15 protein-coding genes are annotated in these 18084 nt (G+C 60.2%); 7 read left to right on the plus strand and 8 right to left on the minus strand.

The genetic code is table 11. The features are described from left to right. The first annotated feature begins 30 nt into the window (after positions 1 to 30). Positions 31 to 2976 carry an HD domain-containing phosphohydrolase gene (locus AC1RL4_RS26870; protein ID WP_230174394.1) on the plus strand — a complete coding sequence of 982 codons (2946 nt, stop codon included), beginning with the start codon at positions 31 to 33 and terminating at the stop codon, positions 2974 to 2976. Here the strand turns inward: AC1RL4_RS26870 and AC1RL4_RS26875 are convergent, their stop codons facing one another. Then, positions 2977 to 3459 (minus strand): GAF domain-containing protein, encoded by a 483-nt coding sequence (locus AC1RL4_RS26875; RefSeq protein ID WP_019582524.1) that lies wholly within the window; start codon positions 3457 to 3459, stop codon positions 2977 to 2979. Then, positions 3456 to 4346: an ATP-binding protein gene (locus AC1RL4_RS26880; RefSeq protein ID WP_019582525.1), complete on the minus strand. Its 891-nt coding sequence runs from the start codon at positions 4344 to 4346 to the stop codon at positions 3456 to 3458. The genes AC1RL4_RS26875 and AC1RL4_RS26880 overlap by 4 nt, the downstream gene beginning before the upstream one ends. A 166-nt stretch (positions 4347 to 4512) precedes the next feature. Between AC1RL4_RS26880 and AC1RL4_RS26885 the strand changes: the two genes are divergently transcribed. Continuing rightward, the gene (locus tag AC1RL4_RS26885) at positions 4513 to 6834 is read left to right on the plus strand and encodes a hybrid sensor histidine kinase/response regulator (RefSeq protein ID WP_019582526.1); all 2322 of its coding nucleotides are present in this window, start codon (positions 4513 to 4515) and stop codon (positions 6832 to 6834) included. Here the strand turns inward: AC1RL4_RS26885 and AC1RL4_RS26890 are convergent. From AC1RL4_RS26890 to msrB, 3 genes are all read right to left on the minus strand, one after another. Continuing rightward, positions 6818 to 7279 (minus strand): MarR family winged helix-turn-helix transcriptional regulator, encoded by a 462-nt coding sequence (locus AC1RL4_RS26890; RefSeq protein ID WP_230174396.1) that lies wholly within the window; start codon positions 7277 to 7279, stop codon positions 6818 to 6820. The genes AC1RL4_RS26885 and AC1RL4_RS26890 overlap by 17 nt on opposite strands. Then, positions 7276 to 7761, minus strand: a complete 486-nt coding sequence (locus AC1RL4_RS26895; protein WP_028939017.1) for a glutathione peroxidase — start codon at positions 7759 to 7761, stop codon at positions 7276 to 7278. Before AC1RL4_RS26895 ends, AC1RL4_RS26890 begins: the two co-directional genes overlap by 4 nt. A gap of 154 nt (positions 7762 to 7915) precedes the next feature. Then, positions 7916 to 8311: a peptide-methionine (R)-S-oxide reductase MsrB gene (msrB, locus tag AC1RL4_RS26900; RefSeq protein WP_028939016.1), complete on the minus strand. Its 396-nt coding sequence runs from the start codon at positions 8309 to 8311 to the stop codon at positions 7916 to 7918. Positions 8312 to 8537: 226 nt separating this feature from the next. On the opposite strand from msrB, the gene AC1RL4_RS26905 reads away from it, so the two are divergent. Beyond that, a complete protein-coding gene (locus tag AC1RL4_RS26905) occupies positions 8538 to 9749 on the plus strand; it encodes a pyridoxal phosphate-dependent aminotransferase (protein WP_007940017.1) in 1212 nt (403 codons plus the stop codon). 317 nt (positions 9750 to 10066) lie between these two features. After that, positions 10067 to 10954, plus strand: a complete 888-nt coding sequence (gene htpX, locus AC1RL4_RS26910) for a protease HtpX (protein ID WP_019582531.1) — start codon at positions 10067 to 10069, stop codon at positions 10952 to 10954. A 217-nt stretch (positions 10955 to 11171) separates the two neighbouring features. Here the strand turns inward: htpX and AC1RL4_RS26915 are convergent, their stop codons facing one another. Further along, positions 11172 to 11828, minus strand: coding sequence for a thiopurine S-methyltransferase (locus tag AC1RL4_RS26915; RefSeq protein ID WP_204124604.1), 657 nt, complete (start codon positions 11826 to 11828; stop codon positions 11172 to 11174). Between the two features lie 103 nt (positions 11829 to 11931). Between AC1RL4_RS26915 and AC1RL4_RS26920 the strand changes: the two genes are divergently transcribed. After that, complete coding sequence (locus AC1RL4_RS26920; RefSeq protein WP_019582533.1) at positions 11932 to 12699, plus strand: DODA-type extradiol aromatic ring-opening family dioxygenase; 768 nt, start codon at positions 11932 to 11934, stop codon at positions 12697 to 12699. Between the two features lie 103 nt (positions 12700 to 12802). On the opposite strand, the gene AC1RL4_RS26925 is transcribed toward AC1RL4_RS26920, so the two are convergent. Next, positions 12803 to 14476 (minus strand): DEAD/DEAH box helicase, encoded by a 1674-nt coding sequence (locus tag AC1RL4_RS26925; RefSeq protein ID WP_007940012.1) that lies wholly within the window; start codon positions 14474 to 14476, stop codon positions 12803 to 12805. 421 nt (positions 14477 to 14897) lie between these two features. Here AC1RL4_RS26925 and AC1RL4_RS26930 point away from each other — a divergent pair, with 421 nt between their 5' ends. Next, positions 14898 to 15689, plus strand: a complete 792-nt coding sequence (locus tag AC1RL4_RS26930; RefSeq protein ID WP_019582535.1) for a crotonase/enoyl-CoA hydratase family protein — start codon at positions 14898 to 14900, stop codon at positions 15687 to 15689. 57 nt (positions 15690 to 15746) lie between these two features. Here the strand turns inward: AC1RL4_RS26930 and AC1RL4_RS26935 are convergent, their stop codons facing one another. Further along, the gene (locus tag AC1RL4_RS26935; protein WP_007940010.1) at positions 15747 to 16502 is read right to left on the minus strand and encodes a spermidine synthase; all 756 of its coding nucleotides are present in this window, start codon (positions 16500 to 16502) and stop codon (positions 15747 to 15749) included. Between the two features lie 148 nt (positions 16503 to 16650). Here AC1RL4_RS26935 and AC1RL4_RS26940 point away from each other — a divergent pair, with 148 nt between their 5' ends. Beyond that, positions 16651 to 17997: a class II 3-deoxy-7-phosphoheptulonate synthase gene (locus AC1RL4_RS26940; RefSeq protein ID WP_007899909.1), complete on the plus strand. Its 1347-nt coding sequence runs from the start codon at positions 16651 to 16653 to the stop codon at positions 17995 to 17997. Positions 17998 to 18084: the final 87 nt, after the last annotated feature.

Genomic DNA, 18084 nt, shown 5'->3' on the forward strand with positions numbered 1-18084 from the left:
AGTGTGTTCATCGTCATGGAGAAAGCTGCAATGCCCAGCCCACTGCACCCGGACCAGCGCCGACTTCCCCTGCACATCCATATCAGCGTGATGTTCACGTTCCTGTTGTTGCTGACCGGGGTGGTGCTGGGCATTTTCAACTATCGGCAAACCACCCGGATCATTCTTTCCAGCAGTGAAAAGCTCTTCAATCGCATCGAGCAGGATGTCCGTCTGGACCTGCATCGCACCTATGAGCCGATTCGTCATCTGTTGAGCCTGCTGGCGGACAATCCGGCGACCCAGGCACCCGACCTTGAGCAACGCCTGGCGTTGCTCAAGCCCTTCAGTCAATCACTCACGGACAACCCCGATCTGGCCTCGCTGTACCTGGGCTACAGCAATGGCGACTTCTTCATGGTTCGCCCCCTGCGCAGCGTCGCCCTGAAAACGCAGCTCAAGGCACCGGACACCGCGGCGTATCAGGTATGGAGCATCGAGCATCCAGGCGGCAGTCAGGTCCGCTCCCAATCCTTGTTTTTCGATCAGAACCTGGCCCTCGTCAGCCGTCTGGACAACCCCGACGAAATCTACGATCCGCGCACCCGCGCCTGGTTCTCCAGCGCCCGCAGCGACCGTGATCAGATCACCACCGAGCCCTACCTGTTTTTCTCCACCCACAACGTCGGCACAACCCTGGCGCGGCGCAGTGGTGAGCAAGCGGTGATGGGCGCCGACCTTACACTGGCGGAACTGTCGGCTACCCTGGCCAAACATGTGGTGACGCCCGGCACCGAAATAGTGCTGCTCGATGCCGAGGGTAATGCCGTCGCCTACCCCGACAGCAGCAAACTGATCGTCGACGACCAGACGGCCCGGCTGATCAAAGCCGCCGACCTGAGCCCCAGCCTCGCGGCCCTGCTCACCAGTCCCCCTGAGATCAATCGCCTGAACGCTGCGGGTCGTCAATGGATCGTGGCGCGTAGCAGCATGCAGGAGGGTGGCCCCCAGGGGCTGCAACTGGCGCTGCTGGTGCCGGAAGACGAATTGCTGGTCGATGCCTACCGCATGCGCTGGCAAGGTGCGCTGATTACCCTGGCAACGCTGCTGTTGTGCCTGCCCATGGGTTGGCTGACCTCGAGGGTCCTGGTCACCCCCCTGCGCGCGCTGGTGCGGGAAGCCGATGCGATTCGTAGTTTCGATTTCAATTTTCCGGCCAGCCGTCGCTCGCCGGTGCTGGAAGTCGACCAACTGAGCGTGTCGATGGCGCGCATGAAAGACACCCTGGCGAGTTTTTTCCGGATCACCGACAGCCTGAGCGCCGAAACCCGTTTCGCCCCCTTGCTGCAACGGGTGTTGTTTGAAACCGTGCAGATCGGCCAGGCCCAGGCCGGTCTGATCTACCTGCGCGAAGGTGATGAAAATCGCGTGGAACCTCATGCGCTGGTCATCAACGGCAGTTCACAGGCCTTGCCGCCATTCGACATTCAAGGACACGTACCCCAGGATTCTCAGAGCCCTCAGTGGATGCAAACACTGTCGACCGCCGACAATGTCGTCACCTCCCTGGGCTTCGAACAGGCGGGGGATCTGCAGAAAGTCTTGCTCGCGATGGAATGCCCGCGGGTTCATCTGGTCGGTATTCGGCTACACAATCGTCATAACGAAACCGTGGGCCTGCTGGTCCTGCTGCTGGCCGACAGCGGCACACAAGACGACCTGGAAAAGCTGCGCCCGGATCGCATCGCGTTTCTCCAGGCGGTGTCTGGCGCGGCCGCCGTGAGTATCGAAAGTCAGCGCCTGCAAGCCAGGCAAAAACAGCTGCTGGACTCATTCATTCAGCTGCTGGCCGGCGCAATCGATGCCAAGAGTCCCTACACCGGCGGGCACTGCCAGCGAGTACCGGTACTGACGCTGATGCTGGCACAGGCGGCCGCGGCCAGTCAGGACCCGGCCTTCCGTAGCTATCAGCCCAGCGAAGATGAATGGGAGGCGTTGCACATCGCCGCCTGGCTGCATGATTGCGGCAAGGTCACCACCCCTGAATACGTGGTCGACAAAGCCACGAAACTTGAGACCCTGTACGACCGCATCCACGAAATCCGCACCCGTTTCGAAGTCCTCAAGCGTGATGCCTGGATCAATTATTGGCAGGCCATCGCTCTGGGGGGTGACGAGTCGCCTCTGGCGCAATTGCGCAATTCGAGCCTGGCGGCGCTGGATGATGATTTCGCGTTCGTGGCGCGCTGCAACCTGGGCAGCGAGGTCATGGTCGAGGCCGATCTGCAGCGGCTGAACACCATCGCCCAACGTACCTGGACCCGAACCCTGGATGATCGGCTTGGCGTCTCGTGGGAAGAGAACCGGCGCCAGGCCCGGACCCCGACGCCGACCCTGCCGGTCAGCGAGACTCTGTTGGCGGATAAACCCGAGCATCTGCTCGAGCGCGCCGACAGCGAACTGATCCCGGACGACAATCCCTGGGGATTCAAGCTCGACGTGCCGCGCTACAAGTACAACCGGGGCGAACTTTACAACCTGAGCATCGTCCGAGGCACCCTGACCCGCGAGGAGCGTTACATCATCAATCACCACATGGTGCAGACGATCCTGATGCTCAGTCACCTGCCCTTCCCCGGCCACCTCAATAACGTCGCGGAAATCGCCGGCGGCCACCACGAAAAAATGGACGGCACCGGTTATCCCAAACGCTTGAAGCGCGAAGACATGAGCCTGCCGGCGCGGATGATGGCGATTGCCGATATTTTCGAAGCGCTGACCGCCGCCGATCGCCCCTACAAGAAAGCCAAGTCCTTGAGCGAAGCGCTGGGCATCATGGCCACCATGTGCCGTGACGCCCACATTGACGCTGAATTGTTCGGGCTGTTCATCAACGACGAAATCTACTTGCAGTACGCCAGCCAATTCCTGGAGCCACAACAGATCGATGCCGTCGACCCGACAAGCCTGCTGATCAAGGCCGGCTTGAAGGCCTGATCAGCAGTCGGTCAGACGCAGGAAAATCGCCGCCAGTTGCTCGATTCCGGCCTGATCGTCAGCGGTAAAACGCGCCAGCTTCGGGCTGTCGAGGTCCAGCACGCCGATCAGTCGACCGTCCTTGACCAATGGCACGACGAGTTCACTGTTCGATGCGCTGTCACAGGCGATGTGGCCGGGGAATTCATGTACGTCTTCGACCCGCTGGGTCTGCAAGGTGGCAGCGGCAGCCCCGCAGACGCCGCGACCGAATGGAATCCGTACACAGGCGATCTGCCCCTGAAACGGGCCAAGCACCAGTTCATCGTTGCGATTAAGGTAGAAACCGGCCCAGTTCAGGTCATCGAGCTGGTTGAACAGAAACGCGGAAAATTGCGCGGCGTTGGCGATAAAATCACGCTCGTCCGCCAGCAACGATTCCAGCTGTGCCCATAGCATGCCGTAGCCCTCAAGGCCCTGGCCGCTCTTTTGTAAATCGATCATGCCTTTTGCTCCAACAGCTTCAGCCCGACCCAATAGCGGGCAAATTGATACGCGCAACGTCCGTTGCGATTACCCCGGCCCGTGGCCCAGCGCACCGCGAGGATGTCCAACTCTTCGTCACGCTGCCACTTGAGACCGGCCTTGTCGGCCAATTGGCCGATCCAGTGCTCGACGACGTTGAGGAAATGTTCCTGAGTAAACGGATAGAACGACAGCCACAGGCCAAAACGGTCCGACAGTGCGATCTTGTCTTCCACCGCCTCATTGGGATGGAGCTCGCCATCGACCCTTTTCCAGTTTTCGTTATCGCTTTCCTTTTCCGGCACCAGATGGCGACGGTTGGAGGTGGCGTACAGCAGAACGTTATCTGGCGCCTGCTCGAGAGAGCCATCGAGTACGCTCTTGAGCACGCGATAATCGCCCTCGCCCGACTCGAACGACAGGTCATCGCAGAACAGCACAAACCGTTGAGGCAGCTTGGCAATCTGCTCGACCACTCGCGGCAAGTCCGCCAGGTGATCGCGCTCGATCTCGATCAGCCGCAGGCCGCTCTTGGCGTGTTCGGCCAGCAAGGCGCGCACCAGCGACGATTTACCGGTGCCCCGCGAGCCCCAGAGCAAGGCGTGATTGGCAGGCATGCCGTCGAGGAACTGTTGAGTATTGCGGCCCAATTGCTCAAGTTGCCGGTCAACGCCGATCAGGTCGGACAGGCGCATGTCGAGGCTGACTTGCAGCGGCAACAGAAAACCGTTGCGACCCTCGCGTTGCCAGCGTGCGGCCAGGCAGTGTGTCCAGTCGACAGTTTGCCGAGGCGCCGGCAGCAGCGGTTCGATACGGGCCAGAACGGCATCGGCGCGTTCAAGAAAAGCATTCAATCGGGAATCCACGTCTTCTCCTCGGGCACGTTCACAGTGATGATGGCGGTACAGCGACGAAACACAGCATCCGATGCCCGGCCAACACCCCGTACAGGTGTTTTGCGAGAACATCGGTATCCATTGATGATCGACTATGCTTGAGCAGCGAAGGGAAACGGAAGTGGTTCAACATCCCATGGATATCAAGTTCAGCCAGCGGCTGTCGTACAAGCAAGCCAAGCTTACGGTGCTGGTCGGCTTCATTCTGGGCACGCTGCTCAGCCTTGTGCAAATAGGCATCGATTATGCCAGCGAAGACGCCTCCATCAACCGCGAAATCCTGTCTTTGCTGGAAATCAGCCATAACCCCGCGTCTCGCATCGCCTACAACATCGATGCCGAACTCGCCCAGGAACTGATCCTGGGTCTGCTGCGCTCCCCGGCGATCATCGGCGCGAAATTGACCGACAACAACAATACCGTACTGGCCAGCGTCAAACGCCCGGGCCTGGAAAACAATTACCGGATGCTCAGCGACTTCCTGTTCGGCGCCAACCGACAGTTTGAAGACCGTCTTTACCTCGACCACTTGCCGGACGAGTCCCTCGGGACCTTGCGCCTGGAAGTCGATACCTACACTTTCGGCAGTCGTTTCCTGCGCCGGGCCGAAGTGACCCTGCTCAATGGCTTCGCGCGCAGCCTGATCCTTACGGGCATTCTGCTGGCGCTGTTTTACGTGATGCTGACCAAACCGCTGGTGCGGGTCATCCGCGAACTCAGTGGTCGTGATCCACGCAGCGCGGAGCCGACCTGGCTGGAGTACCCGGCGGGGCATGAAAACGATGAAATCGGCGTCTTGGTCAAGGTCGCCAATCAACAGTTCGATAACATCGCCACCGAGATCCAGCAGCGGCGCAATGCCGAAAACCGCCTGACCGACTACCTCTCGCAACTGGAAAATATCGTCTCGGCCCGTACGGCGGAACTCAAGGCCATCAACTCCCGGCTCAGCCAGTCTAACGAGGAACTGGAAGTCGCCCGCCGCACCGCCCTGGACATGGCCGAGGCACGCTCGGTGTTCCTGGCCAACATGAGCCATGAAATCCGCACGCCTCTCAACGGTCTGCTGGGGATGATCGCGCTCTCGCTGGACGGCCCGCTCAATGCCGAGCAGCAGCAACAGCTGTCCATCGCCCATGACTCGGGCAAAGTGCTGGTGGAGCTGCTCAACGATATCCTCGACCTGTCAAAATTCGATGCCGGCCAGCTGGAACTCGAACACATTCCATTCGACCTTGGCTCGCTGATCGAAGACACCGCCAACCTGCTGTCCCAGAACGCCGCGCCGAGCGTCGAGCTAACGTGCCTGATCGACCCGCAATTTCCCGCGCTGGTGCTCGGTGATCCGACCCGGGTCCGGCAGATCGTCAGCAACCTGCTGTCCAACGCCCTCAAGTTCACCCGCTTCGGGCGGGTCGATGTGCGTCTTTCAACGTTCGAAGACGGCGTGCGAATCGAGGTCTGCGACACTGGCATCGGCATTGCCCAGGACGCACAGGTCAAAATCTTCCAGCCGTTTACCCAGGCCGGTGCCGGCATTACCCGGCAATTCGGCGGTACCGGGCTGGGCCTGGCGCTGACTTATAACCTCTGCGAAGCCATGCAGGGGCGTCTGACGATCAGCTCGGAAGCAGGCTTCGGCAGTCAGTTCTGCGCCGACCTGCCGCTGCCCTGCCACACTCGCGCCATCCCGCCAGCAGCTCTGCAAGGCAACATCGTCGCGATCACGGCCGCCAGCAGCGGTCTGGCAGAACTGCTACAGAATCTATTGCCCGAATGGGGGCTCGGCTATCAGCAGCGTTCCATCGATGACCGATTGATCGGCCTGAAACCGGATGTGTTGATCACCGACTGCCCCGAATGCCTGTTTGGCCTGCGCCCTACTTTAACCGCGCCGATTCTGCTGGTGACCGCGTACGGCAGTTTCCTGCCCAGCGAGCAAGCCAGCGCCCTGGCACCTTTGCAGCAACAGGCGCGACCGTTGGCGCGCAATGCGCTTTACCAGACATTGCGACGGATCCTGCAGCCGGAACTCAACACGATCAACGGTGCCCGGGTCGAAGTCCTCTCGCCCCAGCGACGCGGGCGCATCCTGCTGGTGGAGGACAACCCGGTCAATCAGCTGGTGGCCAAGGGCATGCTCGGCAAACTCGGCTGCGAGGTGAGCGTCGCGGCCCATGGCGCCGAAGCCCTGGATCAGCTCGAACACAGCGAATTCGACCTGGTGCTGATGGACTGCAACATGCCGGTGATGGACGGTTATGAAGCCAGCCGGCAGATCCGTCGCAGCGGGCGCTGGCCACAACTGCCCATCGTCGCCCTGACCGCCAACGCCATGTCCGAAGAACGCGAACGCTGCCGTGCGGCAGGCATGAGCGACTACCTGGCCAAACCCTTCCGCCGGGAAGAACTGGCGGCCCTGCTCGACTTGTGGATACCCACTACGACAGCGATTTGATATGCCCCAACAGGTGATCGAGACCATCGCGCAGCTCATTCAGGCGATCCAGATCGACACCGCTATCGCACAACAGGCGGGCCTTGAGCGGCCCGACCTGATCGCGCAAGGCCTTGCCGGTGGGCGACAGACTCAAGTGCACCTCGCGCTCATCGCGCGCCGAACGCTGGCGCTGCACCAGCTGCAGTTGCTCAAGACGCTTGAGCAGCGGCGTCAGGGTCCCTGAATCCAGCGCCAGGCGCTCACCCAGCGCCTTGACCGTCGGCTGCTCCGGCGCCGCTTCCTGCCATTCCCACAGCACCAGCATCGCCAGGTATTGTGGGTAGGTCAGGCCCAGTTGATCGAGCATCGGCTTGTAGGCACGGATCACCGCCCGAGAAGCGGCATACAGCTTGAAGCAGAGCTGACTGTCGAGTTTCAGCGAATCGACTGACAACGTGTTCATTTGAGCAGGGCTTCGATCTCGCGGCGCAGCGCTTGCGGCTTGGTGGCCGGAGCAAAGCGCTTGACCAGCTGACCGTCCTTGCCGATCAGGAACTTGGTGAAGTTCCATTTGATGCCCTGGGAACCCAACACACCTGGCGCGCGTTTTTTCAGCTGAACGAACAGCGGATGAGCGCCGACACCGTTGACTTCGATTTTCTTGAACAGCGGGAAACTCACCCCGTAATTCAGCTCGCAGAACTCGGAAATCGCCCCTTCGTTGCCCGGCTCCTGCTGGCCGAACTGATTGCAGGGAAACCCGAGCACCACCAAACCTTGATCCTTGTAGCTCTGCCAGAGCTCTTCGAGGCCCTTGTACTGTGGGGTGAAACCACATTTGCTGGCAGTGTTGACCACCAGCACCGCTTTACCGGCGAAATCGGCCAGGGTCTTTTGCTCCCCCTTGATGGTGGTGCAAGGGATGCTCAGCAGGTTGTCGCTCATGGCACGAACTCCGAATGAAGGAATATCAAACATAGCGAGCAATTGAATTGTGTGCAATTTAATAAATCAATAGATACCCGACACGCGAACATCATTGCAGGAGCTGCCGGAGGCTGCTCCCGCGTACACAAGTCAAACGCGCGACATCAGCAGATTATTCGCGGGGAACGAGGTCCAGGCACACCGAGTTGATGCAATAACGCAAACCGGTTGGCGGCGGACCGTCCGGGAACACATGCCCAAGGTGCGCATCGCATTTGGCGCAGACCACTTCGGTACGGATCATGCCGTGGCTGATATCACGGATCTCGACCATCGCGCTGTCGCCGATCGGCGCATAGAAGCTCGGCCAGCCGCAGCCGGAATCGAACTTGGTTCTGGAGTCGAACAGCGGTGCGTTGCAGCAGATGCAGTGGTAAACGCCGTCGGTTTTGGTGCCGTTGTATTTACCGGAGAACGGTCGCTCGGTGCCCTTGAGGCGGCAAACGTTGTACTGCTCCGGATCAAGCATGGCCCGCCATTCTTCCAGGGTTTTTTCCAACTTTTCCATTGATACACCTCAGCAGCTGAAAAAGCCCGATCTGTACCTTTTCCACGGATCGGGCGGCACGTATGATTGCGCCTCGTCAAACGCCAGTCTGGCAGCCAGACCACGCGCATTCAAACGGATTTATGAGTGCCGCCACTCAAGGCGTCAGGCCTGTGTGAATACGCAGGATTCCCAGCACGGTCGTTCACACGCCGCCTGGATCGTTCATTTTCGGGAACACATCGCCATGCAGGTCAGCAAATCGAACAAGCTCGCCAACGTCTGCTACGACATTCGCGGCCCAGTGCTCAAGCACGCCAAACGCCTGGAAGAGGAAGGCCATCGCATCCTCAAGCTGAACATCGGCAACCCGGCGCCCTTTGGTTTCGAAGCGCCGGACGAAATCCTTCAGGACGTGATCCGCAACCTGCCGACCGCCCAAGGCTACAGCGACTCCAAAGGCCTGTTCAGCGCCCGTAAAGCCGTGATGCAGTACTACCAGCAAAAGCAGGTGGAAGGCGTCGGCATTGAAGACATTTACCTGGGCAACGGCGTTTCCGAGCTGATCGTGATGTCGATGCAGGCCTTGCTCAACAACGGCGACGAAGTGCTGGTGCCGGCCCCCGACTATCCGCTGTGGACCGCCGCAGTGAGCCTGGCGGGCGGCAACCCGGTGCATTACCTGTGCGACGAGCAGGCCAACTGGTGGCCGGACCTGGCCGACATCAAGGCCAAGATCACCCCGAACACCAAGGCCCTGGTGATCATCAACCCGAACAACCCGACCGGCGCGGTGTATTCGAAAGAAGTCCTGCTGGGCATGCTGGAACTGGCCCGTCAGCACAATCTGGTGGTGTTCTCCGACGAGATCTACGACAAGATCCTGTACGACGACGCCGTGCACATCTGCACCGCCTCGCTGGCACCGGACCTGCTGTGCCTGACCTTCAACGGCCTGTCCAAGTCCTATCGCGTGGCCGGCTTCCGCTCCGGCTGGATCGCCATTTCCGGCCCGAAACACCACGCCCAGAGCTACATCGAAGGCATCGACATGCTGGCTAATATGCGCCTGTGTGCCAACGTGCCGAGCCAGCACGCGATCCAGACCGCACTCGGTGGTTATCAGAGCATCAACGACCTGGTATTGCCCCAAGGGCGTCTGCTGGAACAGCGTAATCGTACCTGGGAACTGCTCAACGACATTCCGGGCGTGAGCTGCGTCAAGCCGATGGGTGCGCTGTATGCATTCCCGCGGATCGATCCGAAAGTCTGCCCGATCCACAACGACGAGAAATTCGTGCTCGACCTGCTGCTCTCGGAAAAGCTGCTGGTGGTACAAGGCACGGCCTTCAACTGGCCATGGCCGGACCATTTCCGCGTGGTCACCCTGCCACGGGTCGACGACCTGGATCAGGCCATTGGCCGGATCGGCAACTTCCTCAAGTCCTATCGCCAGTAAATGGCCTGTCACCGTGCGACGCGGATAAAAGTCGCACGGTGATTAATTCAGCAACACTTCTGTGCGCCCTGCCCTGCCTCGCTGTTTCAAGCGCTGACTGACGACACGCTTCATGCCCACGCCCAACAACGGCGGGGGCTTGTGAAGCTAATCGGCTGACAACCGTTTCCCATGTCGACGTCGGAAATGCCCTTCAAGCAGCTAGACTGTTGCCGTAGGACACAGTTTGAAATAGTCACCCGGTTGAATAGCCCGGTGCAGCACCTTATATACCCCGCAGTACGCTACATCTTTAGCACGAGGAGATTTCTACAACCATGATGCGCATTTTGCTGTTTTTGGCCACTAACCTGGCGGTCGTGCTGATTGCCAGCATCACCCTGAGCCTTTTCGGCTTCAACGGGTTCATGGCGGCCAACGGGGTTGATCTCAACCTCAATCAGCTGCTGATTTTCTGTGCGGTCTTTGGTTTCGCCGGTTCCCTGTTCTCGCTGTTCATCTCCAAGTGGATGGCGAAAATGAGCACCAGCACCCAGATCATCAGCCAGCCGCGCACCCGGCATGAGCAATGGCTGCTGCAAACCGTCGAGCAACTGTCCCGCGAAGCCGGGATCAAGATGCCCGAAGTCGGGATTTTCCCGGCCTATGAAGCCAACGCCTTCGCCACCGGCTGGAACAAGAACGACGCACTGGTCGCGGTCAGCCAGGGCTTGCTCGAGCGTTTCTCGCCGGATGAAGTGAAAGCCGTTCTGGCCCACGAAATCGGTCACGTGGCCAATGGCGACATGGTCACGCTGGCGCTGATCCAGGGTGTGGTGAACACCTTCGTGATGTTCTTCGCCCGGATCATTGGCAACTTTGTCGACAAGGTGATCTTCAAGAACGAAGAAGGCCAAGGCATCGCCTACTACATAGCGACCATCTTCGCCGAACTGGTCCTGGGCATTCTGGCCAGTGCCATCGTCATGTGGTTCTCGCGCAAGCGCGAGTTCCGTGCCGACGACGCCGGCGCACGCCTGGCGGGTACCAGCGCAATGATCGGTGCCCTGCAGCGCCTGCGTGCCGAACAAGGGCTGCCGGTGCACATGCCGGATACCCTGAATGCCTTCGGCATCAACGGCGGTCTCAAGCAAGGGTTCGCCCGCATGTTCATGAGCCACCCGCCGCTGGAAGAACGCATCGACGCACTGCGTCGCCGGGGCTGACAGCTTCCGCAGCACTAAAAGAAAAGGCCCGCAGTGAATGCGGGCCTTTTTTTGTCTGTTTGATTAATGCGGTGCTCTTCAGGCCCTCTTCGCGGGCAAGCCTCGCTCCTACAGGTCTTGTGTCGTTCACATAATCGGCGAATTACACAAAGCTTGTAGGAGCGAGCGGTGCGGCGATCCGACTTGCCCGCGAAGAGGCCAGCAAGCTCAACACACCTTAATGGCTGGAAACCCGATACACACGCTCCTCAAGCCGCGTGACACCGGCCTCGAGAAACTTCCAGCTCTCACCCAGGACATCCTGGTCTTCCAGGATCTTCAGCTCCCACGAGCCCCCCAGCAGCCGTTGCACTTCGTCATCAAGCACAGCAAATGGCGGCCCGGACATTTGCGTCTGGTCATAATCCAGCGTAATCAAAATCCCTAAAGAATCCTTCGGCAGAATCCGAATCAGATGAGCCGCGTATTGCTCACGCATCGCTGGCGGCAGCGCGATCAGCGCCGCGCGGTCGTACAGTGCGCTGCAATCGGCAACATCGCCTGCCGTCAACTCGAAGAAATCGCCGCACCACAGCTCGATCGACCCGGCCCGATAGACGTTGAAAGGCCCCTGCTCGCTGATTGCCGGGTCCAGTTGATGCTCATTGAAAAAGTCCTCGATGGCCTTTTCCGACAACTCGATACCCAGCACCTCATGACCGCAGTGCGCCAGCCACAACAGGTCCAGGCTCTTGCCACACAACGGCACCAGTACGCGAGAACCTTCATCAAGGCCCAGTTGCGGCCAGAACCGTTGCAGATAGGGATTTACTTCCGGCAGATGGAAGCCGATCTGATTCGACGCCCATCGTTTGTGCCAAAACTCCGGCTGCATAGTTAACCCCGAAAAATTCGATCAAAAGACTCTAAAACTTATATTAGATTTAGATCAATGATCTGACTGAAGATGCTGCCATCTTACTCCCAGGAGCTCAATTATGTTCCCCAGCCTGTATATCTCTCATGGCTCCCCCATGCTGGCCCTGGAACCTGGCGCCAGTGGGCCGGCCCTCGCGGATCTGGCGGCGACAATGCCCAAGCCCAAGGCCATCGTGATCGTTTCCGCGCACTGGGAAAGCAGCGAATTGCTGGTCAGCGGCAACCCCCAACCCGAAACCTGGCACGACTTCGGCGGTTTTCCGCGGGCCTTGTTCGAGGTGCAGTACCCGGCACCCGGCAGCCCGCAACTGGCGACAGAGGTTGTCGAGCTGCTGAAAACCGATGGCCTGCCTGCGCGCATCGATACCAAGCGCCCCTTCGACCACGGCGTTTGGGTACCCTTGTCGTTGATGTACCCGCAGGCCGATGTCCCGGTGGTGCAGGTCTCGCTGCCCACCCGTGGCGGCCCGGCGCTGCAAACCCGCGTCGGCCATGCCCTGGCCAGCCTGCGCGAGCACGGCGTGCTGTTGATCGGCTCTGGCAGCATCACCCACAACCTGCGCGAACTGGACTGGCACGCCGGCCCGGAAAGCGTCGAACCCTGGGCCAAGGCGTTCCGTGACTGGATGATCGAGAAGCTCGAAGCGAACGATGAAGCTGCGCTGCACGACTATCGCCAGCAGGCGCCGAACGCGGTGCGCAACCATCCGAGTGACGAACATCTGTTGCCTCTGTACTTCGCCCGCGCGGCCGGGGGCGAGTTCAGCGTTGTGCACCAGGGGTTCACCATGGGGGCGCTAGGAATGGATATCTATCGTTTCAGCTGACAGGTAAACCAAGTCGCCCATCGCGCGCCACAAAACAGCAGGCAAAAAAATCCCCGAACCAGTCGGGGATTTTTTATGTGCGATCAATCAGCCCGGGGGCGGATCAATCTTCGCGGTAGCGGCGCAGCTTCAACTGCTTACCGGCAACGCGAGTGTCCTTCAGCTTGGTCAGCAAACGCTCCAGACCATCTTCCGGCAGCTCGACGAGGCTGAAGCTGTCACGCACCTGAATGCGACCGATGGCTTCACGCGCCAGACCACCTTCGTTGAGGATGGCGCCCAGCAGGTTCTTGGCAGCGATACCGTCACGCGCACCCAGCGCGGTACGGCAACGAGCACGGCCTTCAGCCAGCGGGATCGGAGCACGACGCTCGCGGTCACCACGGTCCGGACGATCACCGGAACGCTCTGGACGATCGCCACGCGGTGCATTGTTCGGCACCAGTGGACGTTCTTTCTCAATGGCGGCCAAGGTCAGCGCTTGACCGTTGGTAGCCTTGCGCAGCAGGGCTGCGGCCAGGGCACGCGGGCTGCAACCGATGTCGGCAGTCAGACGATCCAGCAGATCACCGTGAGTCGACTCGGCATCACCTACCAGCGGCGACAGGCTGTTGGTCAATTTCTTGATGCGGGCATCGAGAACAGCTTGAGCGTCCGGCAGGCGAACTTCGGCAACTTTCTGACCGGTAACACGCTCGATCACTTGCAGCATGCGGCGCTCACGAGGAGTGACCAGCAGCAGCGCGCGACCTTCGCGACCGGCACGGCCGGTACGGCCGATACGGTGAACGTAGGATTCCGGGTCGTACGGCATATCAACGTTGAACACGTGAGTGATACGCGGAACGTCCAGGCCACGAGCGGCAACGTCGGTCGCCACAACGATGTCCAGACGGCCATCCTTGAGGGATTCGATGACGCGCTCACGCTGGTTCTGAGCAATGTCACCGTTCAGCGCAGCGGCTTTGTAGCCTTTGGCTTCCAGGGCACTGGCCAGGTCCAGGGTCGCTTGCTTGGTGCGCACGAACATGATCAGGGCGTCGAAATCTTCCACTTCCAGCAAGCTGAGAACGGCAGAAGTCTTCTGGTCAGCGTGAACCAACAGGTGAGCCTGTTCGATCGCGGTAACGGTCTGAGTCTTGCTCTGGATCTTCACGTGCTTCGGATCGCGCAGGTGGCGTTCGGCGATGGCACGGATCGATTGCGGCAGGGTGGCCGAGAACAATACGGTCTGACGGGTTTCCGGCATGGCCTTGAAGATAACTTCCAGGTCGTCCATGAAGCCCAGTTTGAGCATTTCGTCCGCTTCGTCGAGAACCAGGTGGTTCACGGTAGTCAGGACTTTTTCGTCGCGACGCAGGTGGTCGCACAGACGACCCGGAGTGGCGACAACAATCTGTGCGCCATTACGGATTGCTTTCAATTGTGGGCCCATCGGCGCGCCGCCGTAGACAGCCACAACAGTTACGCCCGGCATTTGCTTGGCGTAGGTTTCGAAAGCGGTTGCAACTTGTAGCGCCAACTCACGAGTTGGGGCCAGGATCAGAGCTTGCGGCTCGCGCTTGGACGGATCAATGCGGTGCAGGATCGGCAGGGCAAAGGCAGCGGTTTTACCGGTACCGGTTTGCGCCTGGCCAATCATATCGTGACCGGCGAGAATGATCGGGATCGACTGCTGCTGAATGGCCGAAGGCTCTTCATAGCCGGTAGCGACTACTGCAGCGACAATATTAGGGTGAAGTTCAAGAGCGGCGAAGCCGCCGATTTCCTGGGTCATGGGTCTGCCTCTAAGTGCATCCGCAAAGACCCATGCTCCAAAGCTGCGCATGCCGTGTTGAGACTCAAGAGTCGCCCTGGCAGCTTTGTCGGCGGGGATTTGCGAAAACGAATGAATGAAAAGAATCGTCAAGGAAGAGTCCGCGGGGCGGACGTGCAGCCGAAGCTGGCTTCGGGGAATTGCGCTACCTAAACGCGGCCCGGTTAAAGGCCGGCGCGCACTATACCGGAATTCGGCAAAAAAGGGAGCTTTTTTTATCGGAAAAAACCGGCATACGCCGTTGTGTCACGGGCTTTGCGGATAATCGTACAACCGTCTATTTTGCAAAGGCCCGGCCCTGCTGACGATGGCGCTAAAACGGTTCACCCTTGCGACGCAGACCTTTGGTCTGACGCCCCCTTCCCGCCCGAGGAAATGCTCCATGAATCAGCCCAGCCCCAGTCGTGTAACCCGTGAACGACACGGTCATGTCCTGATGATCGGCCTGGATCGGGTGGCCAAGCGCAATGCCTTCGACCTCGACCTGCTCAATGCGCTCAGCCTGGCCTATGGCGAATTCGAAGCCGACAGTGAGGCGCGGGTCGCGGTGGTGTTCGGCCATGGCGAGCATTTCACTGCCGGGCTCGACCTGGTCAGCGCCGGCGCAGCCCTGGCCGAAGGCTGGCAGGCACCGCCCGGCGGCTGCGATCCCTGGGGCGTGTTCGGCGGCCCCCGGGTCAACAAACCGGTGATTGTCGCGGCGCAAGGCTACTGCCTGACCGCGGGCATCGAATTGATGCTGGCCGCCGACATCAACCTGTGCGCCAGCAATACCCGTTTTGCCCAAAAGGAAGTGCAGCGCGGACTCCTCCCGTTCGGCGGCGCCACCTTGCGCCTGCATCAGGTCGCCGGTTGGGGCAACGCCATGCGCTGGCTGCTCACCGGCGATGAATTCGATGCACATGATGCCTTGCGTCTGGGCCTGGTGCAGGAAGTCATGGCCAGCGAGGACTTGCTGCCACGGGCGATCGAGTTGGCTGAGAGGATTGCGAGGCAGGCACCGCTGGGGGTTCAGGCGACGTTGATGTCTGCGCGACAGGCGCGCTACGAGGGTGAAATTGCTGCGGCCCAGGCATTGCCGGCGCTGGCGAAGAAACTGCTCAACAGCGAGGACGCCAAGGAGGGTGTGCGGTCGATGATCGAGAAGCGGCCGGGGGTCTTCAAAGGTTGCTGACAGATCGGCTTTTGTGGCGAGGGGGCAAGCTCCCTCGCCACAGATGACCTCATCGCATTAAGTCGCCGGTCGAATATCCTTGATCAACGATTGCAACGAATACCCCAACCGCGGCGCCAGGCCTTCCGCACGGGCGATCAGCCCTTCCATGTCCAGCTCCTGATCCAGCTCCGATGGCACGATCAGAATCACGTTGCCCTCCTTCACCGGCAGTTCCCAGTAATGCCGGTGATAGAGACCGCGCAACAACGCTGCGCCCAACGGCTTGCCGTCGTCGGTGGCCCACTGGTTGATCACCAGCCAGCCACCCGGATTCAAGCGTTTCTGACAGTTTTCCAGAAAGCTCCAGGCCAGGTGTCCGACACCCGGCCCGACATCGGTATACAGGTCGACGAAAATCAGATCGGCCGGTTCAGCCGTATCGAGCAACTCCAGCGCATCGCCGACGCGGATGTACAGCCGCGGATCGTCATCCAGGCCCAGGTATTCGATGGCCAGGCGCGGTACGTCAGGGCGCAGCTCGATGGCTTCGACATCTTCCAGTGGCAGGAACTTCAAGCAAGCCTGGGTCAGTGTCCCGGCGCCAAGGCCGAGGAACAGCGCGCTTTCCGGCTGCTCGTGGCACAGCGCGCCAATCAGCATCGCGCGGGTGTAATCGTACTCGAGCCAGCTAGGGTCGGCGGTGAACACGCAGCTCTGTTCGATGGCGTCACCGAACTCCAGAAAACGGTAGTCGGCCACTTCCAGCACGCGAATCACGCCGAACTCATCCTGTACCTCGGCGAGCAGATGCTCGACGCGCTCCTCAGTCATTTCGTCTCCTGATCGTTACCGGCCCCGGCAACGCGATAAACCGCAACATAAAGCGGCAAAGGCGCGATTGTCCGCGAAGCGACGGGAGCAGGTCACGCACTAATTGCTGATAACATAACCGTCCGAGCGTAAAACACTAGAGACTGCGATGAGCCAACCCTGGAGCCCTGACAGCTGGCGCGCCCTGCCGATCCAGCAACAACCTCAATACCCCGACGCGGCGCATTTGCTGCACGTCGAGCAAACCCTGGCGAGCTATCCGCCACTGGTGTTTGCCGGTGAAGCGCGGGAGTTGCGCCGTCAGTTTGCCGAAGTCACCCAGGGCCGGGCGTTTCTGTTGCAGGGCGGCGACTGCGCCGAAAGCTTCGCCGAATTCTCCGCCGCGAAAATTCGCGACACCTTTAAAGTGTTGCTGCAAATGGCGATCGTCATGACTTTCGCCGCCGGTTGCCCGGTAGTCAAAGTCGGACGCATGGCCGGTCAGTTCGCCAAACCCCGTTCGGCCAACGATGAAACCATCAACGGCGTGACGCTACCGGCCTACCGTGGCGACATCGTCAACGGCATCGGTTTCGACGAAAAAAGCCGCGTGCCGGACCCGGATCGCCTGCTGCAGTCCTACCACCAGTCCACCGCAACCCTGAACCTGCTGCGCGCCTTTGCCCAGGGCGGCTTTGCCGATCTGCATCAGGTACACAAATGGAACCTGGACTTCATCGCCAACTCGGCACTGGCCGAGAAATACAGCCACCTGGCCGATCGCATCGATGAAACCCTGGCCTTCATGCGTGCCTGCGGTATGGACAGCTCGCCGCAACTGCGCGAAACCAGTTTCTTCACCGCCCACGAAGCGCTGCTGCTGAACTACGAAGAAGCCTTCGTGCGTCGCGACAGCCTGACCAACGACTACTACGACTGCTCGGCCCACATGCTGTGGATCGGTGACCGTACCCGTCAACTGGACGGTGCTCACGTCGAATTCCTGCGCGGGGTGCATAACCCGATCGGGGTCAAGGTCGGCCCGAGCATGAACCCTGAAGACCTGATTCGCCTGATCGATGTGCTCAACCCGGACAACGACCCGGGTCGCCTGAACCTGATTGCGCGGATGGGCGCGAACAAGGTCGGCGATCATCTGCCGCAGCTGATTCGCGCGGTGCAGCGCGAAGGCAAGCAAGTGCTTTGGAGCTCCGACCCGATGCACGGCAACACCATCAAGGCCAGCAGCGGCTACAAGACCCGCGACTTCGCGCAGATCCTTGGCGAGGTGAAGCAGTTCTTCCAGGTTCACGAAGCGGAAGGCAGTTATGCCGGCGGCATCCACATCGAAATGACCGGGCAGAACGTCACCGAATGCATCGGCGGCGCGCGGCCGATTACCGAAGATGGGCTTTCGGATCGTTATCACACCCATTGCGACCCGCGGATGAATGCCGATCAGTCGCTGGAACTGGCGTTTTTGATTGCCGAGACCCTGAAGCAAGTCCGCCGTTAAATCGCGTTAAGCCCTTCGCGGGCAAGCCTCGCTCCTTGTATGTTGGCCGAACACCCGGCGAGAGCAGCTAAGCTCCTCGGTGTTGTC

It is taken from the genome of Pseudomonas sp. GW822-FHT07A10, assembly GCF_058798795.1.

What these genes read in the sequence shown, in the direction of transcription:
- AC1RL4_RS26925 (WP_007940012.1), bottom strand. Translation starts at nt 14,476, where the DNA reads ATGACCCAGGAAATCGGCGGCTTCGCCGCTCTTGAACTTCACCCTAAT.
- AC1RL4_RS26920 (WP_019582533.1), top strand. Translation starts at nt 11,932, where the DNA reads ATGTTCCCCAGCCTGTATATCTCTCATGGCTCCCCCATGCTGGCCCTG.
- AC1RL4_RS26890 (WP_230174396.1), bottom strand. Translation starts at nt 7,279, where the DNA reads ATGAACACGTTGTCAGTCGATTCGCTGAAACTCGACAGTCAGCTCTGC.
- AC1RL4_RS26895 (WP_028939017.1), bottom strand. Translation starts at nt 7,761, where the DNA reads ATGAGCGACAACCTGCTGAGCATCCCTTGCACCACCATCAAGGGGGAG.
- AC1RL4_RS26935 (WP_007940010.1), bottom strand. Translation starts at nt 16,502, where the DNA reads ATGACTGAGGAGCGCGTCGAGCATCTGCTCGCCGAGGTACAGGATGAG.
- AC1RL4_RS26875 (WP_019582524.1), bottom strand. Translation starts at nt 3,459, where the DNA reads ATGATCGATTTACAAAAGAGCGGCCAGGGCCTTGAGGGCTACGGCATG.
- AC1RL4_RS26915 (WP_204124604.1), bottom strand. Translation starts at nt 11,828, where the DNA reads ATGCAGCCGGAGTTTTGGCACAAACGATGGGCGTCGAATCAGATCGGC.
- AC1RL4_RS26905 (WP_007940017.1), top strand. Translation starts at nt 8,538, where the DNA reads ATGCAGGTCAGCAAATCGAACAAGCTCGCCAACGTCTGCTACGACATT.
- htpX (WP_019582531.1), top strand. Translation starts at nt 10,067, where the DNA reads ATGATGCGCATTTTGCTGTTTTTGGCCACTAACCTGGCGGTCGTGCTG.
- AC1RL4_RS26930 (WP_019582535.1), top strand. Translation starts at nt 14,898, where the DNA reads ATGAATCAGCCCAGCCCCAGTCGTGTAACCCGTGAACGACACGGTCAT.
- AC1RL4_RS26940 (WP_007899909.1), top strand. Translation starts at nt 16,651, where the DNA reads ATGAGCCAACCCTGGAGCCCTGACAGCTGGCGCGCCCTGCCGATCCAG.
- AC1RL4_RS26870 (WP_230174394.1), top strand. Translation starts at nt 31, where the DNA reads ATGCCCAGCCCACTGCACCCGGACCAGCGCCGACTTCCCCTGCACATC.
- AC1RL4_RS26885 (WP_019582526.1), top strand. Translation starts at nt 4,513, where the DNA reads ATGGATATCAAGTTCAGCCAGCGGCTGTCGTACAAGCAAGCCAAGCTT.
- msrB (WP_028939016.1), bottom strand. Translation starts at nt 8,311, where the DNA reads ATGGAAAAGTTGGAAAAAACCCTGGAAGAATGGCGGGCCATGCTTGAT.